Annotated in this window: 14 protein-coding genes; 7 read left to right on the forward strand and 7 right to left on the reverse strand. The window is 32.3% G+C overall.

Features of this window, described 5'->3' with window-relative positions; genetic code table 11:
• Positions 1–17: 17 nt before the first annotated feature.
• Positions 18–1,427 carry a PTS galactitol transporter subunit IIC gene (locus tag EKN01_RS00115; protein WP_129044462.1) on the forward strand — a complete coding sequence of 470 codons (1,410 nt, stop codon included), beginning with the start codon at positions 18–20 and terminating at the stop codon, positions 1,425–1,427.
• A 31-nt stretch (positions 1,428–1,458) separates the two neighbouring features.
• Here EKN01_RS00115 and EKN01_RS00120 read toward each other — a convergent pair whose 3' ends face one another.
• The gene (locus EKN01_RS00120; RefSeq protein ID WP_129044463.1) at positions 1,459–2,364 is read right to left on the reverse strand and encodes a proline-specific peptidase family protein; all 906 of its coding nucleotides are present in this window, start codon (positions 2,362–2,364) and stop codon (positions 1,459–1,461) included.
• Positions 2,365–2,602: 238 nt separating this feature from the next.
• Here EKN01_RS00120 and helD point away from each other — a divergent pair, with 238 nt between their 5' ends.
• The 3 genes from helD to EKN01_RS00135 all read left to right on the forward strand — a co-directional run bounded on the left by helD (position 2,603) and on the right by EKN01_RS00135 (position 6,221).
• The gene (helD, locus tag EKN01_RS00125; protein ID WP_129044464.1) at positions 2,603–4,909 is read left to right on the forward strand and encodes an RNA polymerase recycling motor HelD; all 2,307 of its coding nucleotides are present in this window, start codon (positions 2,603–2,605) and stop codon (positions 4,907–4,909) included.
• 128 nt (positions 4,910–5,037) lie between these two features.
• A complete protein-coding gene (locus EKN01_RS00130) occupies positions 5,038–5,490 on the forward strand; it encodes a LytTR family DNA-binding domain-containing protein (protein WP_129044465.1) in 453 nt (150 codons plus the stop codon).
• A 2-nt stretch (positions 5,491–5,492) separates the two neighbouring features.
• A complete protein-coding gene (locus EKN01_RS00135; RefSeq protein ID WP_099974155.1) occupies positions 5,493–6,221 on the forward strand; it encodes a LiaF transmembrane domain-containing protein in 729 nt (242 codons plus the stop codon).
• A gap of 30 nt (positions 6,222–6,251) precedes the next feature.
• Here EKN01_RS00135 and EKN01_RS00140 read toward each other — a convergent pair whose 3' ends face one another.
• Together EKN01_RS00140 and EKN01_RS00145 are read right to left on the reverse strand one after the other, a co-directional pair.
• Positions 6,252–6,884, reverse strand: coding sequence for a GPP34 family phosphoprotein (locus EKN01_RS00140; RefSeq protein WP_129044466.1), 633 nt, complete (start codon positions 6,882–6,884; stop codon positions 6,252–6,254).
• Positions 6,885–6,894: 10 nt separating this feature from the next.
• Positions 6,895–7,425 (reverse strand): SGNH/GDSL hydrolase family protein, encoded by a 531-nt coding sequence (locus tag EKN01_RS00145; RefSeq protein ID WP_129044467.1) that lies wholly within the window; start codon positions 7,423–7,425, stop codon positions 6,895–6,897.
• A gap of 98 nt (positions 7,426–7,523) precedes the next feature.
• Here EKN01_RS00145 and coaA point away from each other — a divergent pair, with 98 nt between their 5' ends.
• The 3 genes from coaA (at position 7,524) to EKN01_RS00160 (ending at position 10,764) form a co-directional block, all read left to right on the forward strand.
• On the forward strand, positions 7,524–8,450 hold the full coding sequence (gene coaA, locus EKN01_RS00150; RefSeq protein ID WP_129044468.1) for a type I pantothenate kinase: 927 nt from the start codon (positions 7,524–7,526) through the stop codon (positions 8,448–8,450).
• 138 nt (positions 8,451–8,588) lie between these two features.
• The gene (locus EKN01_RS00155; RefSeq protein ID WP_129044469.1) at positions 8,589–9,521 is read left to right on the forward strand and encodes an NADP-dependent oxidoreductase; all 933 of its coding nucleotides are present in this window, start codon (positions 8,589–8,591) and stop codon (positions 9,519–9,521) included.
• A gap of 100 nt (positions 9,522–9,621) precedes the next feature.
• Entirely contained in the window at positions 9,622–10,764 is a 1,143-nt protein-coding gene (locus EKN01_RS00160; RefSeq protein WP_129044470.1) for a trans-sulfuration enzyme family protein, read from the forward strand.
• A gap of 34 nt (positions 10,765–10,798) precedes the next feature.
• Here EKN01_RS00160 and EKN01_RS00165 read toward each other — a convergent pair whose 3' ends face one another.
• The 4 genes from EKN01_RS00165 to trpX form a co-directional block, all read right to left on the reverse strand.
• Complete coding sequence (locus EKN01_RS00165; protein WP_129044471.1) at positions 10,799–12,019, reverse strand: esterase/lipase family protein; 1,221 nt, start codon at positions 12,017–12,019, stop codon at positions 10,799–10,801.
• 271 nt (positions 12,020–12,290) lie between these two features.
• Positions 12,291–13,040, reverse strand: a complete 750-nt coding sequence (locus EKN01_RS00170; protein WP_129044472.1) for an ABC transporter ATP-binding protein — start codon at positions 13,038–13,040, stop codon at positions 12,291–12,293.
• The gene (locus EKN01_RS00175) at positions 13,015–13,926 is read right to left on the reverse strand and encodes an ABC transporter permease (RefSeq protein ID WP_129044473.1); all 912 of its coding nucleotides are present in this window, start codon (positions 13,924–13,926) and stop codon (positions 13,015–13,017) included. The genes EKN01_RS00170 and EKN01_RS00175 overlap by 26 nt, the downstream gene beginning before the upstream one ends.
• Positions 13,923–14,930 (reverse strand): tryptophan ABC transporter substrate-binding protein, encoded by a 1,008-nt coding sequence (trpX, locus tag EKN01_RS00180; protein ID WP_129044474.1) that lies wholly within the window; start codon positions 14,928–14,930, stop codon positions 13,923–13,925. Before trpX ends, EKN01_RS00175 begins: the two co-directional genes overlap by 4 nt.
• Positions 14,931–14,963: the final 33 nt, after the last annotated feature.

Consider the following 14,963-nt stretch of genomic DNA (forward strand, 5'->3'; position numbering starts at 1 on the left):
TTTTTGAGGTGAGAATTATGACTCAGATAGTTGACTTTGCCAATTCTATTTTTAAACCATTGATAGATCTTGGCGCAGCACCATTAATGATGATTGTTTTAACGCTAATCGCTCTAATTTTTAGAGTTAAATTTTCAAAAGCTTTGGAGGGTGGTATTAAGTTAGCTATCGCTCTAACTGCAATTGGATCAGTTATTGGTATTTTAACAACAACATTCCAAAGTGCCTTAACTGCATTTGTTAAATCAACAGGAATAAGTTTATCGGTCACTGATGTAGGTTGGGCTCCACTTGCTACAATAACTTGGGGCTCACCTTATACATTGTTTTTCTTAATGATTATGTTGATTGTAAATTTAATCATGTTAGTTTGGAATAAAACAAATACATTGGATGTTGATATTTTCGATATCTGGCATTTATCATTTATTGGTTTGTTAACAATGTTTTTTGGAGCGAATATATTTATTGCAACAATTTTGGTTGTTTTTGTTGGAATCTTAAAAATTATTAATTCTGATTTAATGAAACCTACATTTAATGATTTGATGGGAGCTCCTGAATCAAACCCTATGACCACTACACACATGAATTATATGATGAATCCATTTATCATGATATTTGATAAAATATTCGATGTGCTCTTCCCATGGTTAGATAGATTTGATTTTGATGCAGCAACCTTGAATAGAAAAATCGGATTTTGGGGTAGTAAGTTTGCAATTGGTATTTATTTAGGTATCTTTATAGGATTACTATCTCATCAAGGAATGAAGGAAATATTTGTATTATCATTCACTGCAGCATTTACACTAGAGTTGTTCTCAATTATTGGATCATGGTTTATTGCGGCCGTAGAACCACTGTCACAAGGAATTACTGATTTTGCTAATTCCAAACTTGAAGGTCGTGAGTTAAATGTTGGTTTGGACTGGCCATTTCTTGCCGGTCGTGCAGAAATTTGGGCAGCTGCAAATGTTTTGGCACCTATTATGCTGTTAGAAGCACTGGTCTTACCAGGAAATAAAATTCTACCTCTAGGTGGAATAATTGCTATGGGTGTTACACCGGCATTATTAGTAGTTACAAGAGGTAAAATAATAAGAATGATTGTTATTGGTACAATAGAATTACCATTATTCTTATGGGCAGGAACTTTGTCTGCACCTTTCATTACTCAAACAGCTAAAGCTGTAGGTGCTTTCCCAAAGGGATTGTCAGCATCAACATTGATTTCACATTCGACAATGGAAGGACCTATTGAAAAATTCTTGGCTTACTTAGTTGGTAATGCATCTAAGGGTCAGATTGAATTTATTATTTATGCAATATTAGCTCTTGCTGCATATCTACTAGTATTTATGTGGTATGCACATGAAATGAAAAAAAGAAATATTGCTTATAAAGAAGCTGCAGAAGCTAAATAAAATAAAAAAGACCTCAATTTGAGGTCTTTTTTTAATCGTTAAAATTATCAGATTCTACATCTCGAATGAATTTCTTCAAATGATCAAAGTATACTGGAGGGTTATCAATCATGTGATGATGACCTCCGTTTGGTGTTGTTTCTAGTCTTGCATGTGGAATTTCTTTTTGCATAATTTTTGCAGTAGAAATTGGCATACTTTCGTGTTCTCCAAAGGTTAGAAGGGTAGGCACTGTTATATTTTTAAGATGATTTCTAAAATGCCAATCTTTAAGCTTACCTGTAATAACAAACTCATTATCACCTTGGAATACATTGTATACATCTGTTGCCATTGTGCTTATTACGTGTGAGATAGCTGCAGGTTGCTTACGGTCAATATATTCAGCATTTAAAACATCAACGTATTCTTGATAAGTTTTGTCTTCAAGATCGTTCTCTGCTTCTTTTTCTTCCATATACTTAACTTTCTCTGGACCTAAAGCATCCATACGACATTGGTTAATACTTGTAACATATTCATCAATTTCGTCCACCATACTTGAAATGATAGCGCCCTTTAAATGATCGCCGTATTTTTCAGCGTACATTTGTACAAGAGCTCCACCCCATGATTGTCCAATTAAGTAAAAATTATCCAATCCTAATTTTTGACGAACTTCTTCTACTTCGTCCAAAAAATAATCGTATGTTAGGTATTTTTCAGCAATTTCAGGGTCAGAATAATCAGGTTGATCTGAATACCATGATCCAAGTTGATCATACATTGATACTTGAACGCCTAAATCAGCAAGTTCTTTACCAAAGTTTTCCCAATATTCATGTGTTCCACCAGGTCCGCCGTGAAGACAAAGTAATTGAATATCTCCTTCACCTTGTGTATTAGTCCATAGATGGTATCCGTTATCTAATGTAATAATCGTTGTTCCTTGTTTCATATATAGTCATCTCCTTATGCTTAACAGTATATGACTATATATAAAATAATCAAAAGTAATTTTAGAGTCTAACTGTTGGAACTTCAATTCACCTTATCGTATAATATTTGGCAACTTATTTGAGTGTCAAAAGAAGTTTTTATAAATTTTGAAAATTGAGTTTTATAAATTTTTTATATAATTTTGATATATTAAGTCATAAATGTTAACATATTATGACTTTAATTAAGGGGACAACATGACAAATCAAACTGAGATGAATCAACTAGATGAATTGCAATTAGAGAAAGATCATCTAGATTTCGTTGTAGATAATATCAGAGTTGCCAAGGATTCTTTGCAAGAAAAGATAGAATTAGCTGAAGGTGACCTTAAAGAAATCAATAACGCATTTGGCGATATACATGTTGGTATGGATGGCGATGGCATATCAATGGATGCGGCACTTTCAATTCATCAACAACAACAGATGTTGAACGAAAGAAATAATAGTTGGCGTCAATCTAAACAAAGGTTGGATATCTTAAGCCGACTAGAAAAAACACCATTTTTTGCACGATTGGATTTTCAGGAAAAAGGTGAACCTAAAAAAGAACAAGTTTACATTGGTTTGAGTTCTTTTACAGATGCAAATGATAAATTTTTAGTTTACGATTGGCGCGCACCCATTTCATCGATATACTACGATGGTAATTTGGGAAATGTTACCTATCAAACTCCAGATGGTGAGCAAACTGTTGATTTATTCTTAAAACGACAATTTTTAGTTGAAGATGGCCAAATCTCAACTTATTTTGATACCCAAGAAACTATTGGCGATCAAATGTTGTTAGAAGTTTTAGATGGACGTTCATCTACTAAGATGAAAGGGATAGTTAAAACTATTCAAAAGGAACAAAATAAGATAATTAGAGATACAGACTCTAAATTGTTATTTGTTCAAGGAGCTGCCGGATCTGGAAAGACTTCAGCAATTCTACAAAGAATTGCCTTTCTTCTATATAGATATCGTGGGAATTTAACATCTAGTCAGGTTGTAATGTTCTCACCTAATATGTTATTCAACGACTATATCCAAAATGTCTTACCTGAAATGGGTGAGCAAAATATGGTTCAGATGACATACAATCAATTCTTAGCACGAAGACTTCCTAATTTGACTGTTGAGAATTTGGCAGATCAATTTGAAAAAACAATTGATCCAGAGAAGAAGAAAATTTCAAAATATATTACTGATATAGACTTCTTTAAACTATTAACTAATTATTCCAATTTATTAAATCAAAGTGGTGTCAGTTTCAAAGACATTAAATTCCAAGGAAAAGTATTTATATCTAAAGAAAAAATAGCTGAAATTTATTATAGTTATGGTTCACAATACAACCTTGGTAATAGATTAGATGCTACAGTTACAAGACTTGTAAAATTGTTGAATCGTAAAATCAATTCTGAAATGAGAGCAAAATGGGTTTCAGAAAGAATCGAAAATCTCAGCTCTGAAGAATTACAAGCAATGTATCGAACCTCAGATCAGGAATTTAAGAATGGGGATGAGGAACAGAAATACCTTGCACGTAAAATTGTTACTGCGTCTCTTCAAAAAGTTTACAAACGAATAATTCATTTCCAATTTTTAAATGTTTCAACAAATTATTTGAATTTCTTAAGGTCAGTTCCTCAAATTGCTGAATTAGATAAGTATGGAATTACAGAACAAAATTGGGATGATTATGTTCAGAATTTCATTGATACTTTTAATAATAAGCAAATCTCAATGGATAATTTGACGCCATATTTGTATCTATACGATTTGGTAACAGGTAGTAAACCGGAATTAGATATGAAGTTTGTTTTTATAGATGAGATACAAGACTACACACCATTCCAATTGGCGTATATGAAATACAGATTCCCAAGAGCTCGCTATACGATGCTTGGTGATTTGAATCAGTCAATTTTCACAAAGAAAAATTCTCAAACATTGCTGTCAGAAGTTCAAGGACTATTTGATATTGATGATACAAAAGTTGTTCAACTAACACATTCGTACCGTTCAACAAAGCAGATTACTAATTATACAAAAGCAATTTTGACTAACGGTCAAAAAATTGAACCGTTCAATCGAGAAGGCGATTTGCCAAATGTTGTTATCGATAAAGATGTTTCAACAGGTATAAAAACTGTAGTAAAACAACTCAATGAAAATATTCAAAATGAATATACAACGGCTATTATTGCGAAGACGCTAGATGATGCCAAAAAAGTCCATGATCTTCTAAAAAAAGAAAATGTTAGATCAACATTGATTAGCTCTGAAAATCAACGGTTGGCATCAGGAACAATAGTTGTTCCATCGTATCTTGCAAAAGGGTTGGAATTTGATGCTGTCATTTTCTGGGATGCTTCAAAAGATGTCTTTACAGATGATGAGCAACAATTAGTTTATACAATTTGTTCTCGTGCTATGCATAAACTTACAGTTATAGCGATAAACGAACTGTCATCATTATTGTCTAAAATACCAACGGAATATTATTCAAAATAAAAGCTCACACTTAATTGTGCGAGCTTTTTTTGACCGTTTAGTAATCAAAAAATACCACTTATACAAATACGGTATACTAAGAATAAATGATGTGGTCTAATAATATTAAGCGAAAGGGGGATTGAATTTTGAAAGTTAAATTAGATATTTCAGATGAATATTCTGAGAAGACAATTGTAATTCAATCTCCTAAAGATGATCAAGAAGTTGTAGATTTAGTTCAAAAGTTAGAGTCAATGATTCAAGAATTACAAAAAATTTCTGGTTATCATGATGATACGGTATACCAACTAGATCTTACAGAAGTTTTGTTTTTTGAAACTAATGACCGTGATGTCTATGCTCATACAAGTGATAATTCTTATCGAGTTAATCAAAGATTGTATGAGTTAGAAGAGATATTACCAGCAAACTTTATCAGAGTATCAAAATCTACAATTTTAAATTTAGATCAAGTTCGTTCGCTAACTCGATCAGTTACAGGAAATTTGATTGAGTTTAAGAATTCTTATAAACAAGTTTATGTATCACGAAGATTTTATAAGGATGTAAAAATAAAACTAGGGAAGAAGGATTATTAATTATGAGACAAAGATGGTTTTGGGGCGTTTTCTTCGTTCTAGGCGCAGCCATTTTGGCAGCAAGTCAAATGAATCTAATCACTTATAATATTGGATTTTGGTCTATTTTAGCTTCAGTATTTTTAGTAGCTGCTTTTGTACAGAGTTTGGTACATATGCAAGTAACAGGTGCAGTTTTTTCACTAGCATTTCTGGCAATGATATTCTCAAAACCTTTGGGCATATCTAGCCTAGTTCCGTGGACTGTTATTGGAATTGCAGTATTATTGTCAATTGGATTATCATTAATATTTAGACCTCTGATTATTAGAGAACATCAGAGAAGATATGTTAATTATTACAAAAAAAAAATAATGTCTTATGGACAAAATTTTGGCAATAGTGATGTAAAAACTGTTGATAATCCTGACGTAAATGTTCAGGTTAGAATGTCACAGGGAATCAGATATATAGAATCAGACGATTTTAGAAGTGCTAATATCACAGTTTCAATGGGTGATGCTAAAGTCTATTTTGAAAATGTCACAGTAGAAGATGAAGCAAGTATTTATGTTGACTGTTCACTAGGTAATGTAGATTTATTTATTCCAAGAGAATGGAATATCAATAATAGAATCAATAACACTTTGAGTGGCTTGTCTGAGAGTGGTCGTCCTGTAAAAGGTGACGGTCCTAAAGTGAATATCGAAGGTAATCTATACCTATCAGGAATGAAAATTACATATATTTAAAAAAGAAGACATCAGCTGATGTCTTCTTTTTTAAATTATTGTGGAAATAGTTCTGTTTAGTCTCTTGGAAATAGTTATAATCTTTTCGCAATCCGGGTCTTTTTCCATATCTTTGAATTTAGATTTTAACTCATCCATCTGAGATTTAGTAATATTGTCTTTAAATATGTGACCATTATATAAAACAGATAATATAGCAATAGTTTCAGGATCTAATTTTTCATTACTAAATGCTTCTTCTGTTAATTCATTTTTTAGCTTATTTTGTAAGGTAGTGTCAGCAAAATAATTATTATATTTGTTGAAAATAGTTCCCTTAACTTCTTTTCGAACAACGTCTCGAACAGATAATGAATCACCAATTTGATTGTAGATAGGTTTAGTTACTTTTTCACTATTCATAGATCGAAGAACGTGAACAACACTCTTACCTTGATTTTTATTAATAAGTTGAAAAAACTGATTTAAGTATTCTTTTTCAGGAGGAAGAACCTTCTTGATAATAACGCTCTTCTCCGTTAAATCAATAATGTCATTTATAACAAGATCAAAGAAAGAACTGGCAGCTAAAAAAGCTCTCTTGCGACTATTTGTGTATATCTTTGTACTACCTTTTTCATCGCAGGCCAGTATAAAATATTTTTGTGGAATATTATAATTCATATGAACTCCTTCATTGTGCTAATAAAAAGTCTATTTCTGGAGCAATACTGGACTCTACAAAGTTAAGTCCCTTATCTGCCAAATGAATTCCATCATTCTTCAAAAATTCATCTTTATTACCATAAGACATTTTGTGCAAAATGTCCAAATATCTAAGGTTATGCTTTTTAGAAATATTTTCTGTTATGAGCTCAAACTGCACCTGTCGAGTCCAAGGATAATCAGGGTTTTTAGTCCAATCAATATATTGTGGCGACAATAAAATTAATTTTTCTGTACCGAAATTTTCGATTAGTTTAGTTATGTTGTAAGCATATTTGCCCGGTTTTATATCATCAACTACACAGATATCATTGATTCCAAATCCTACGACAATAACATCAGGATTTTGATTACTAATGGTGTCTAATTTACCTGAGATAGAATTTGAATTATCTTGATCTTTAGATAGATTAATGAATTTATTATCAACAGAATTTTCTAAATGCTCACTTTGAAAATTTGTTAGAAGTGAGTCCCCAATTAATACTATTTTCTTCATAGTATGCCCCTAAAATGTAAAATGTTCTATAATATTAGAATACCAGAAAAATAATAAATGTTAATGAATATAATCAACAATGAGTGGGTATTTTTTATATGAACAAATTAAATAACTATGATTCATTTACGCGTGAAGAATGGCGTGATTTTCATGGAGAATATGACAAAAAACCAATTACAGATGAAGAGCTAGAAAATATAAAATCTTTAGACGATGAAATTTCTATTGACGATGTAAGAGATATTTATGCTCCAATTAGGCATCTATTACACATTTATTTGAAGAACCATCGCAAATTAGTAAAATTGAGAAATGAATTTTTAGGTCAGAAGAATGTGCAAGTCCCTTTTATAATTGGTATTTCTGGTTCAGTTGCTGTAGGAAAAAGTACTACAGCTAGACTTCTAAAAGTATTAATTCAACGAGCTTATCCTCAATATAGTGTGGAACAAATGACTACCGATGGATTTTTGTATCCAAATAGTATCTTAGAAGAACGAGGAATTTCCGAGAAAAAAGGATTTCCAGAAACATATGATATGGATAAATTGTTGAAGTTTTTAAGTGATGTCAAAACTAAGGGTGGGGAAATCAAGTATCCGCTATATTCACATAATATCTATGACATAATTCCAGATCAATATAATTCTGTTAAAAATCCTGATATATTGATTGTTGAAGGTATAAATGTTCTACAATTATCCGCTAATCAACAAATATACATGAGTGATTATTTCGATTTTTCTATTTACATAGATGCAGAATTTGAAAATATCAAATCCTGGTTTATGAACCGATTTGAATCATTATTGGATATTTCTAAAAATGATACTGAAAGTTATTATCATCAATTCACAAAAATTCCTCGTCAAGAAGCTATTGATATGGCTGAAGAAGTATGGAATGAGATAAATTATCCAAATTTAAAGAATTATATAGCACCAACAAAAAATCGTGCCAATTTAATTTTACATAAGTCCAATAATCATCTTGTAGATCAAGTTAGTTTAAGAAAATACTAGATTTTAATTTTGCATTATTATCTTTATTTATTATAAAATAACTTATCAAAGTAAAGATTTAAATAAACCATATATTCTATGTGAGTGGTAAAATTAATCTTAATTAAATAATGAATTGAATAGGGAGAATTATAAATTATGAAAGCAGTAGTAATTAACGAGTATGGTAGTAGAGACCAACTAAAAATGACTGATATTGAAATACCGGATATTGCAAATGATGAAGTATTAGTTGAAGTTAAGGCTACATCAATTAATCCAATTGACTGGAAATTACGTGAGGGTTACTTATCTGAGATGATTCCACTTGATTTTCCAATTATTCTAGGATGGGATGTTTCAGGGGTCATTACTAGAATTGGATCAGATGTAACTAACTTCAAAGTTGGGGATAAGATCTTAGCTCGTCCAGATCTAACAAATCGTGGTACTTATGCTCAATATACAGCAGTTAAGGAAGATAAGTTAGCACTACTTCCAGATAATGTATCTTTCGAAGAAGGCGCAGCTCTTCCACTAGCTGGACTTACAGCTTGGCAAGGAATCTATGATGAATTAGATGTTCAACCAGGTCAAAAAGTTCTTATTCAAGGTGGTGCTGGTGGTGTAGGAATTATTGCTATCCAAGTTTTAAAACACATTGGTGCAACTGTGGTTACTACTGCCAGTGCCAAGAATGCCGACTTCTTAAAAGAATTAGGTGCTGATCAAGTGATTGATTACAATACTGAAGATTTTAGTGATGTTTTATCAGATATGGACGCGGTATTTGATACTATCGGTGGAGATACTCTTGATAAAAGTTATAAGATTTTAAAACCAGGTGGAAAACTAACTACTATTGCCGGTGCAGTAAATGAAGATTTAGCTAAAGAAAATCAAGTAACTGCTACTTCGTTGTGGTTATCACCAAATGGTGCTCAACTAACTGAATTAGTTAATCTAGTTAGTCAGGGAAAAGTTAAAGTTATTATTGATTCAGTTCAAGAGTTTAGCGAAGATGGTTTAGAGAAAGCTCATGAAATTAGTGAATCACATCATGCAAAAGGTAAAATAGTTGTAAAAATGTAATAAAGATTGCCGAAAGGCAATCTTTTTTTGTTAAATAAAAGATAAAAAATAAATTATTAGCTATAATGATTGGTAATTAATATAAAGAAGGTTATAAAATATGAAATTTGACACAAAACTTATTCATGGTGGCATTAGTGAAGATAAAACAACAGGTGCTGTTTCTATACCAGTTTATCGATCTTCAACATTTCATCAACATAAATTAGGTGGAAATCCCGACTGGGAATACTCACGTTCAGGTAATCCTACCAGAGCAGCTTTGGAATCACTGATAGCTGATATTGAAGGAGGAACACATGGTTTTGCATATGCTTCTGGATTAGCAGCAATTCATTCAGTATTTTCTCTATTCAAATCAGGTGACCATATAATTGTTGGAAATGATGTCTATGGTGGAACATTCCGTTTGATTGACAATGTATTAAAAGAAAATGGATTGGAATTTACTTTTGTAGATACATCCAAAATAGAAGAAATCCAATCAGCCATTCAAGAAAATACCAGAGCTGTATATTTAGAAACACCAACAAATCCTTTGTTAACAATTTCAGATATTGAATTAATAGCTAATTTAAGTCAGGAAAATGGACTACTTACAATTGTTGATAATACTTTTGCAACACCTTTCAATCAAAATCCATTAAAATTAGGTGCCAATATAGTGCTTCACAGTGCTACGAAATATTTAGGTGGCCACAGTGATGTTGTTGGGGGATTAGTCGCAACTAATGATGAAAAATTAGCAGAAAGATTGGCTTTCCTACAAAATTCTATAGGTAGTGTATTAGGACCAGATGACTCTTGGTTAATTATGCGTGGAATTAAGACACTAGGCGTTAGAATGAAAGCACATCATCATAACGCTAAAGTTATCTATGACTTCTTAAAAGAAAGTTCAGATGTCGGTAATGTCTTTTATCCTGGTGACCCTGATTCTAAGGGCTACGAAGTAGCTAGACGTCAAATGAAGGGCTTTGGAGCTATAATCTCATTTGAATTAGCTGAAAATGTTGATTTAACGAAATTTATCGAATCATTACAATTAATTACTCTAGCTGAAAGTTTGGGTGGAATCGAAAGTTTAATTGAAGTTCCTTCAGTTATGACACACAGCTCTATTCCACGAGAAATTAGATTAGAAAATGGTATTACAGATCAACTTATCCGTATTTCTGTTGGTGTTGAAGATGAAGCAGATTTACTAGACGATTTGCAACAAGCTATAAAAAAGGCAAAATAAAAAGCTATCACACATATTGTGATAGCTTTTTTATTTAATCTAGAGCAGCTAGTTTGTTAACAATTCCTTTGTAGAAGTTCATAACTGGCTCTTCAAGTTCAGGTGCTTGTTTAGCATCTAATAATGCAAAGTCTTTGTGATCCCAACCATTGATAGGATCGTTGTATTGCCATACACCAGTTTGAGAATCAGGTGTTTGATCATCACGAGCAGCTGCTTGTCCAAATGGATATTTAGCTGATATAACTGGAACTTCACCATCGTTAGGCCACCATTGTGGATCGTTGCCATAGTGTCCAATCAACCATGATCCAGCAGGATCAACAACGTTCATAGTATCTATAGGGTTGTAACGTCCTGTTTTTGTTGGATATGAAGCTAATCCAGAATAAGTAAAGTAGTGAACGTTGCTACCTAAATTAGTTCTAGCATTTATAGCGTTAGCTCCATCAAATGTTAGATCGTATATTGAATTATCATTTGAGTTCCAGATTTTACTCTTAAGAACTTGTTTTTGGTAACTAACAAGAGATTGACCCGGTTTGCGCACTAGGCCCCATTGATCTAATTTATAATCATTTGAGATTACAACGTTTGGAACTTTAGCAGAAACAATTGCTCCTGTGTAAAGTAAATTTCTTACAGCTTGTAGATTACCAACTGTTTCAGCTGTTGGTGTACCATTATTTGGTGTTGCTACTGTAACTACAGAATCAACCCAGTTGTGTCCACCTCTGAATAATGGACTAGTACCATCTTCACCAGACATTTGTAATTCTTTTTGATCACCATTTCTAAGTAGGGAATCAAGATCTCTAATTGTTTGACCACCCATAGAGTGTCCTACTAAATGAATAGGGTGATTTTCATCCCAATCAGGATATAGACCAGGATATGTTCTACCATATCTTTCATGGCCATTAACAGTAGAGTGGGCAGCACCATAGTCTACAGTACCACCTTTGATGTATGCGTAAAGTTCACAGGCACGATCCCAATCGCTACCAAATGGACTTACAACACCTTCATAGACTGTATGTCCTGTTTCGTTATTTAGGCGAGTGATGATATCTGTGGTTTTGCCACCCCAGTATAGATTGTCACCATCTTCACCACGACCCCAACCAGTTAATCCGTGGACGAAAACAATAGGATCATTATTATCGGCATATGTAGTCTGTTGGATTGTGAAAAGACCAGTTATCCCAATAAGAAGTGAAAAAATAAAAGCGTATATAAAATTCCGTTTCTTCATAATTAATTAACCCCCTGATTAATTTATATTTTAATTATTACACTTGTAAGCGGTTACTGCAAGTGCTATCAAGGGTTTTAGAATTTTGAATATGATAAGTAAATCACAATAAAATACATAATTTTAAAATAAATCTCACTTTAAATAAAATATCTAAGTAAAATAATCAGAAAATTAGAATAAGATTTTTCACAAATGAAATTAATTGAATTTGTGATATGTGAATAAATATTCAAAGTTTTTATTTTTCTACAAAAAAAGCTTGTTGAAATTAAAAATATTTCAACAAGTCTTTTTCTTTTAACTGAGCTTTTTCTTCAGAATTGAAATCTGAAATAATTTGTCCATGTTGCAAAATGATCAGACGATTTCCATACTTCATTGCATCTTCTAGATTATGTGTAACCATCATACAGGTAAGTTTTTCTTTTTTGATAACTTCATCTGTTTTTTCCATTAGTTCATGACTGGTCTGTGGATCTAGCGCCGCAGTATGCTCATCTAGCATCAATAGGTCTGGTTTTTGAATTATCGACATTAAGAAGCTAAGAGTTTGGCGTTGACCACCAGATAATTTATTAGTAAATGTGTTTAAACGATTATCTAGTGTTTTAAATTCACTTAAACGCTCATCAAACTCTGGTAAATGTTTCTTTAGATTTCTAAATATTAATCGACGCTTTAGACCACGTCTTTTTGCTAGCAGAAGATTTTCTGCAACTGTCATTCTTGGTGAAGTACCAAATTTTGGATCTTGATATACGCGAGAGATGTATTTACTTCTAGTATTTAAATTTTTTGAAGTAATATCTACATTATTCAACAAAATTTTTCCGCTAGTAATATTTAGAGCACCAGTTATGGAATCGAATAATGTAGATTTACCAGCACCATTAGTTCCAAGTATTACAATAAAATCTTCAGGATAAATTTTTAGAGATACACCATTTAGGATGTTAATATCTTCATTTTGATTATAGATTGTTTTAGTTACATTATTTAGCTCTAGTAGAGGTTGCATTTGATTTTACTCCTCTCTTTAATGTGTGAATAAACTGTTCGCGAATTGTTGGTAGAGCAAGGCATAGTGAAAGGATAATTGCAGAAATAAGTTTCAAATCATTAGGGTTAAATCCAAGTTGAAGAACAACCATTAAGATTAATCGGTAAACGATACTACCAATAACAATTGTAATAATACGAATATTTAGAGGTACATCTGAATAGATAACTTCTCCAATGATAATAGCTGATAGTCCGATAACAATGACCCCTATACCCATATTCACATCAGCAAATCCATTTTGTTGAGCTATTAATCCACCAGTTAGGGCAACAATGCCGTTAGAAGACATCAATCCGATAAACTTCATACGAGTAGTATTAATACCAATTGATGATGCCATAATTTCATTATCACCAGTTACAATAAGTGCTTGTCCTTTTTCAGTATTTAGGAAAAGCATTAGTAATCCAATGATAATTGTTATTAAAATGATTCCCAATATAATTCCGTTAAAGTTCACAGGTAGTTTATCCATACCATATTTATTAAAGATATTTTGTGGTTTAGTTAAAGACATATTGGCTTTGCCCAAAATTCTTAAATTTACTGAATATAGACCTGTCATTGTAAGTATTCCAGATAGAAGTACTGGAATTTTGAGTTTGGTATATAAGAAAGCAGTAACAAAACCTGCTAATGCACCATAGATAAATGCAATTAGTAATGAGAACTCAGAAGAATATCCCTGTTGAATAAGCATTATGCTGGTCACAGCACCCAGAGGAAAAGAACCTTCAACTGTCATATCGGGAAAATCTAAAATTCTGAAAGTGATGAACAAACCCACAGCTAGAAGTGACCAGATTAATCCCTGATCAATAGTAGAAATAATTAAATTCATTTGATAACCTGACCTTTCTTCTCAGCTTTATTAACTAGTGAATCGGGGAACTGAATGTTTAATTTTTTAGCTTGTTTTTCATTTAAAATAAGATGACCATTTTTAATAAAGGTTACAGGCATATCTCCTGGTTTTTTACCCTTTAAAATTTTTATAACATCTTCACCTGTTTTTTGACCTAGTTCATATTGACTTATACCAACAGTTGCTAGGCCACCATCTTTTACCATTGTTGTAGCGGCAGGGAAGACGGGAACATTATTTTGACTAGCTATTTTTGACAATAGTTGCATACCGCTGGCAATAGTATTGTCAGTAGGAACATAGATTGCATCAACATTTTGTGATAGATCTGTAGCAATTTGATCGAGATCATTTATACTGTTAATCGTTTTGACATTAACTTTCAAATTTTGTTTTTCAGCTAATTTTTGCATACGTTTAGCTTCTGTGGTGGCAGACATATCACTTGAGGTATATATGATTCCAATTGTTTTTGTATTTGGCATAATTTGCTTAATTAAACTAAGTTGTTGATCAATTGGTGCTTGATCAGATACTCCAGTAATATTTCCACCAGGTTTAGTATTACTAGGTATAATTCCAAAACCTTTGGGGTCAGTGACAGCACCCATTACTATAGGTATATTTGAAGTAGCACTTTTGAGTGATTGAACAGATGGAGTAGCTATTCCAACGGCAACATCTACGTTGTCCTCAACAAATTGCTTGCTGATAGTACGCAAGTTACTTTGATCACCCTGCGCATTTTGAAATTCTATTTTTATGTTTTTACCGTCAATGTAGCCATTCTTTTTCAATGTGTCGTCTAAACCACGATTTATCTCATCAAGAGCAGGATGGGACATCAGTTGTAGCACACCTATTTTAGGCATATCGTTTTTAGCTTTTTCGGTATCATTTTTAACGTAGAAAAACGCAAATACTAAAAAGCAAAATAGTACTATGAGTGTTTCGTACACTCTTTTTGTGTGTTTATTCATGAATGTCGATTCCCCTGATATGTATTAAGCATT

The organism is Companilactobacillus metriopterae (assembly GCF_004117915.1).
Lineage (GTDB): Bacteria > Bacillota > Bacilli > Lactobacillales > Lactobacillaceae > Companilactobacillus > Companilactobacillus metriopterae.

Excerpts from the sequence above, each read along its gene's own strand:
- EKN01_RS00135 (WP_099974155.1), top strand. The coding sequence starts at position 5,493 with ATGAGACAAAGATGGTTTTGGGGCGTTTTCTTCGTTCTAGGCGCAGCC.
- EKN01_RS00155 (WP_129044469.1), top strand. The coding sequence starts at position 8,589 with ATGAAAGCAGTAGTAATTAACGAGTATGGTAGTAGAGACCAACTAAAA.
- EKN01_RS00120 (WP_129044463.1), bottom strand. The coding sequence starts at position 2,364 with ATGAAACAAGGAACAACGATTATTACATTAGATAACGGATACCATCTA.
- EKN01_RS00145 (WP_129044467.1), bottom strand. The coding sequence starts at position 7,425 with ATGAAGAAAATAGTATTAATTGGGGACTCACTTCTAACAAATTTTCAA.
- EKN01_RS00165 (WP_129044471.1), bottom strand. The coding sequence starts at position 12,019 with ATGAAGAAACGGAATTTTATATACGCTTTTATTTTTTCACTTCTTATT.
- coaA (WP_129044468.1), top strand. The coding sequence starts at position 7,524 with ATGAACAAATTAAATAACTATGATTCATTTACGCGTGAAGAATGGCGT.
- EKN01_RS00170 (WP_129044472.1), bottom strand. The coding sequence starts at position 13,040 with ATGCAACCTCTACTAGAGCTAAATAATGTAACTAAAACAATCTATAAT.
- EKN01_RS00175 (WP_129044473.1), bottom strand. The coding sequence starts at position 13,926 with ATGAATTTAATTATTTCTACTATTGATCAGGGATTAATCTGGTCACTT.
- EKN01_RS00140 (WP_129044466.1), bottom strand. The coding sequence starts at position 6,884 with ATGAATTATAATATTCCACAAAAATATTTTATACTGGCCTGCGATGAA.
- EKN01_RS00115 (WP_129044462.1), top strand. The coding sequence starts at position 18 with ATGACTCAGATAGTTGACTTTGCCAATTCTATTTTTAAACCATTGATA.
- helD (WP_129044464.1), top strand. The coding sequence starts at position 2,603 with ATGACAAATCAAACTGAGATGAATCAACTAGATGAATTGCAATTAGAG.
- trpX (WP_129044474.1), bottom strand. The coding sequence starts at position 14,930 with ATGAATAAACACACAAAAAGAGTGTACGAAACACTCATAGTACTATTT.
- EKN01_RS00160 (WP_129044470.1), top strand. The coding sequence starts at position 9,622 with ATGAAATTTGACACAAAACTTATTCATGGTGGCATTAGTGAAGATAAA.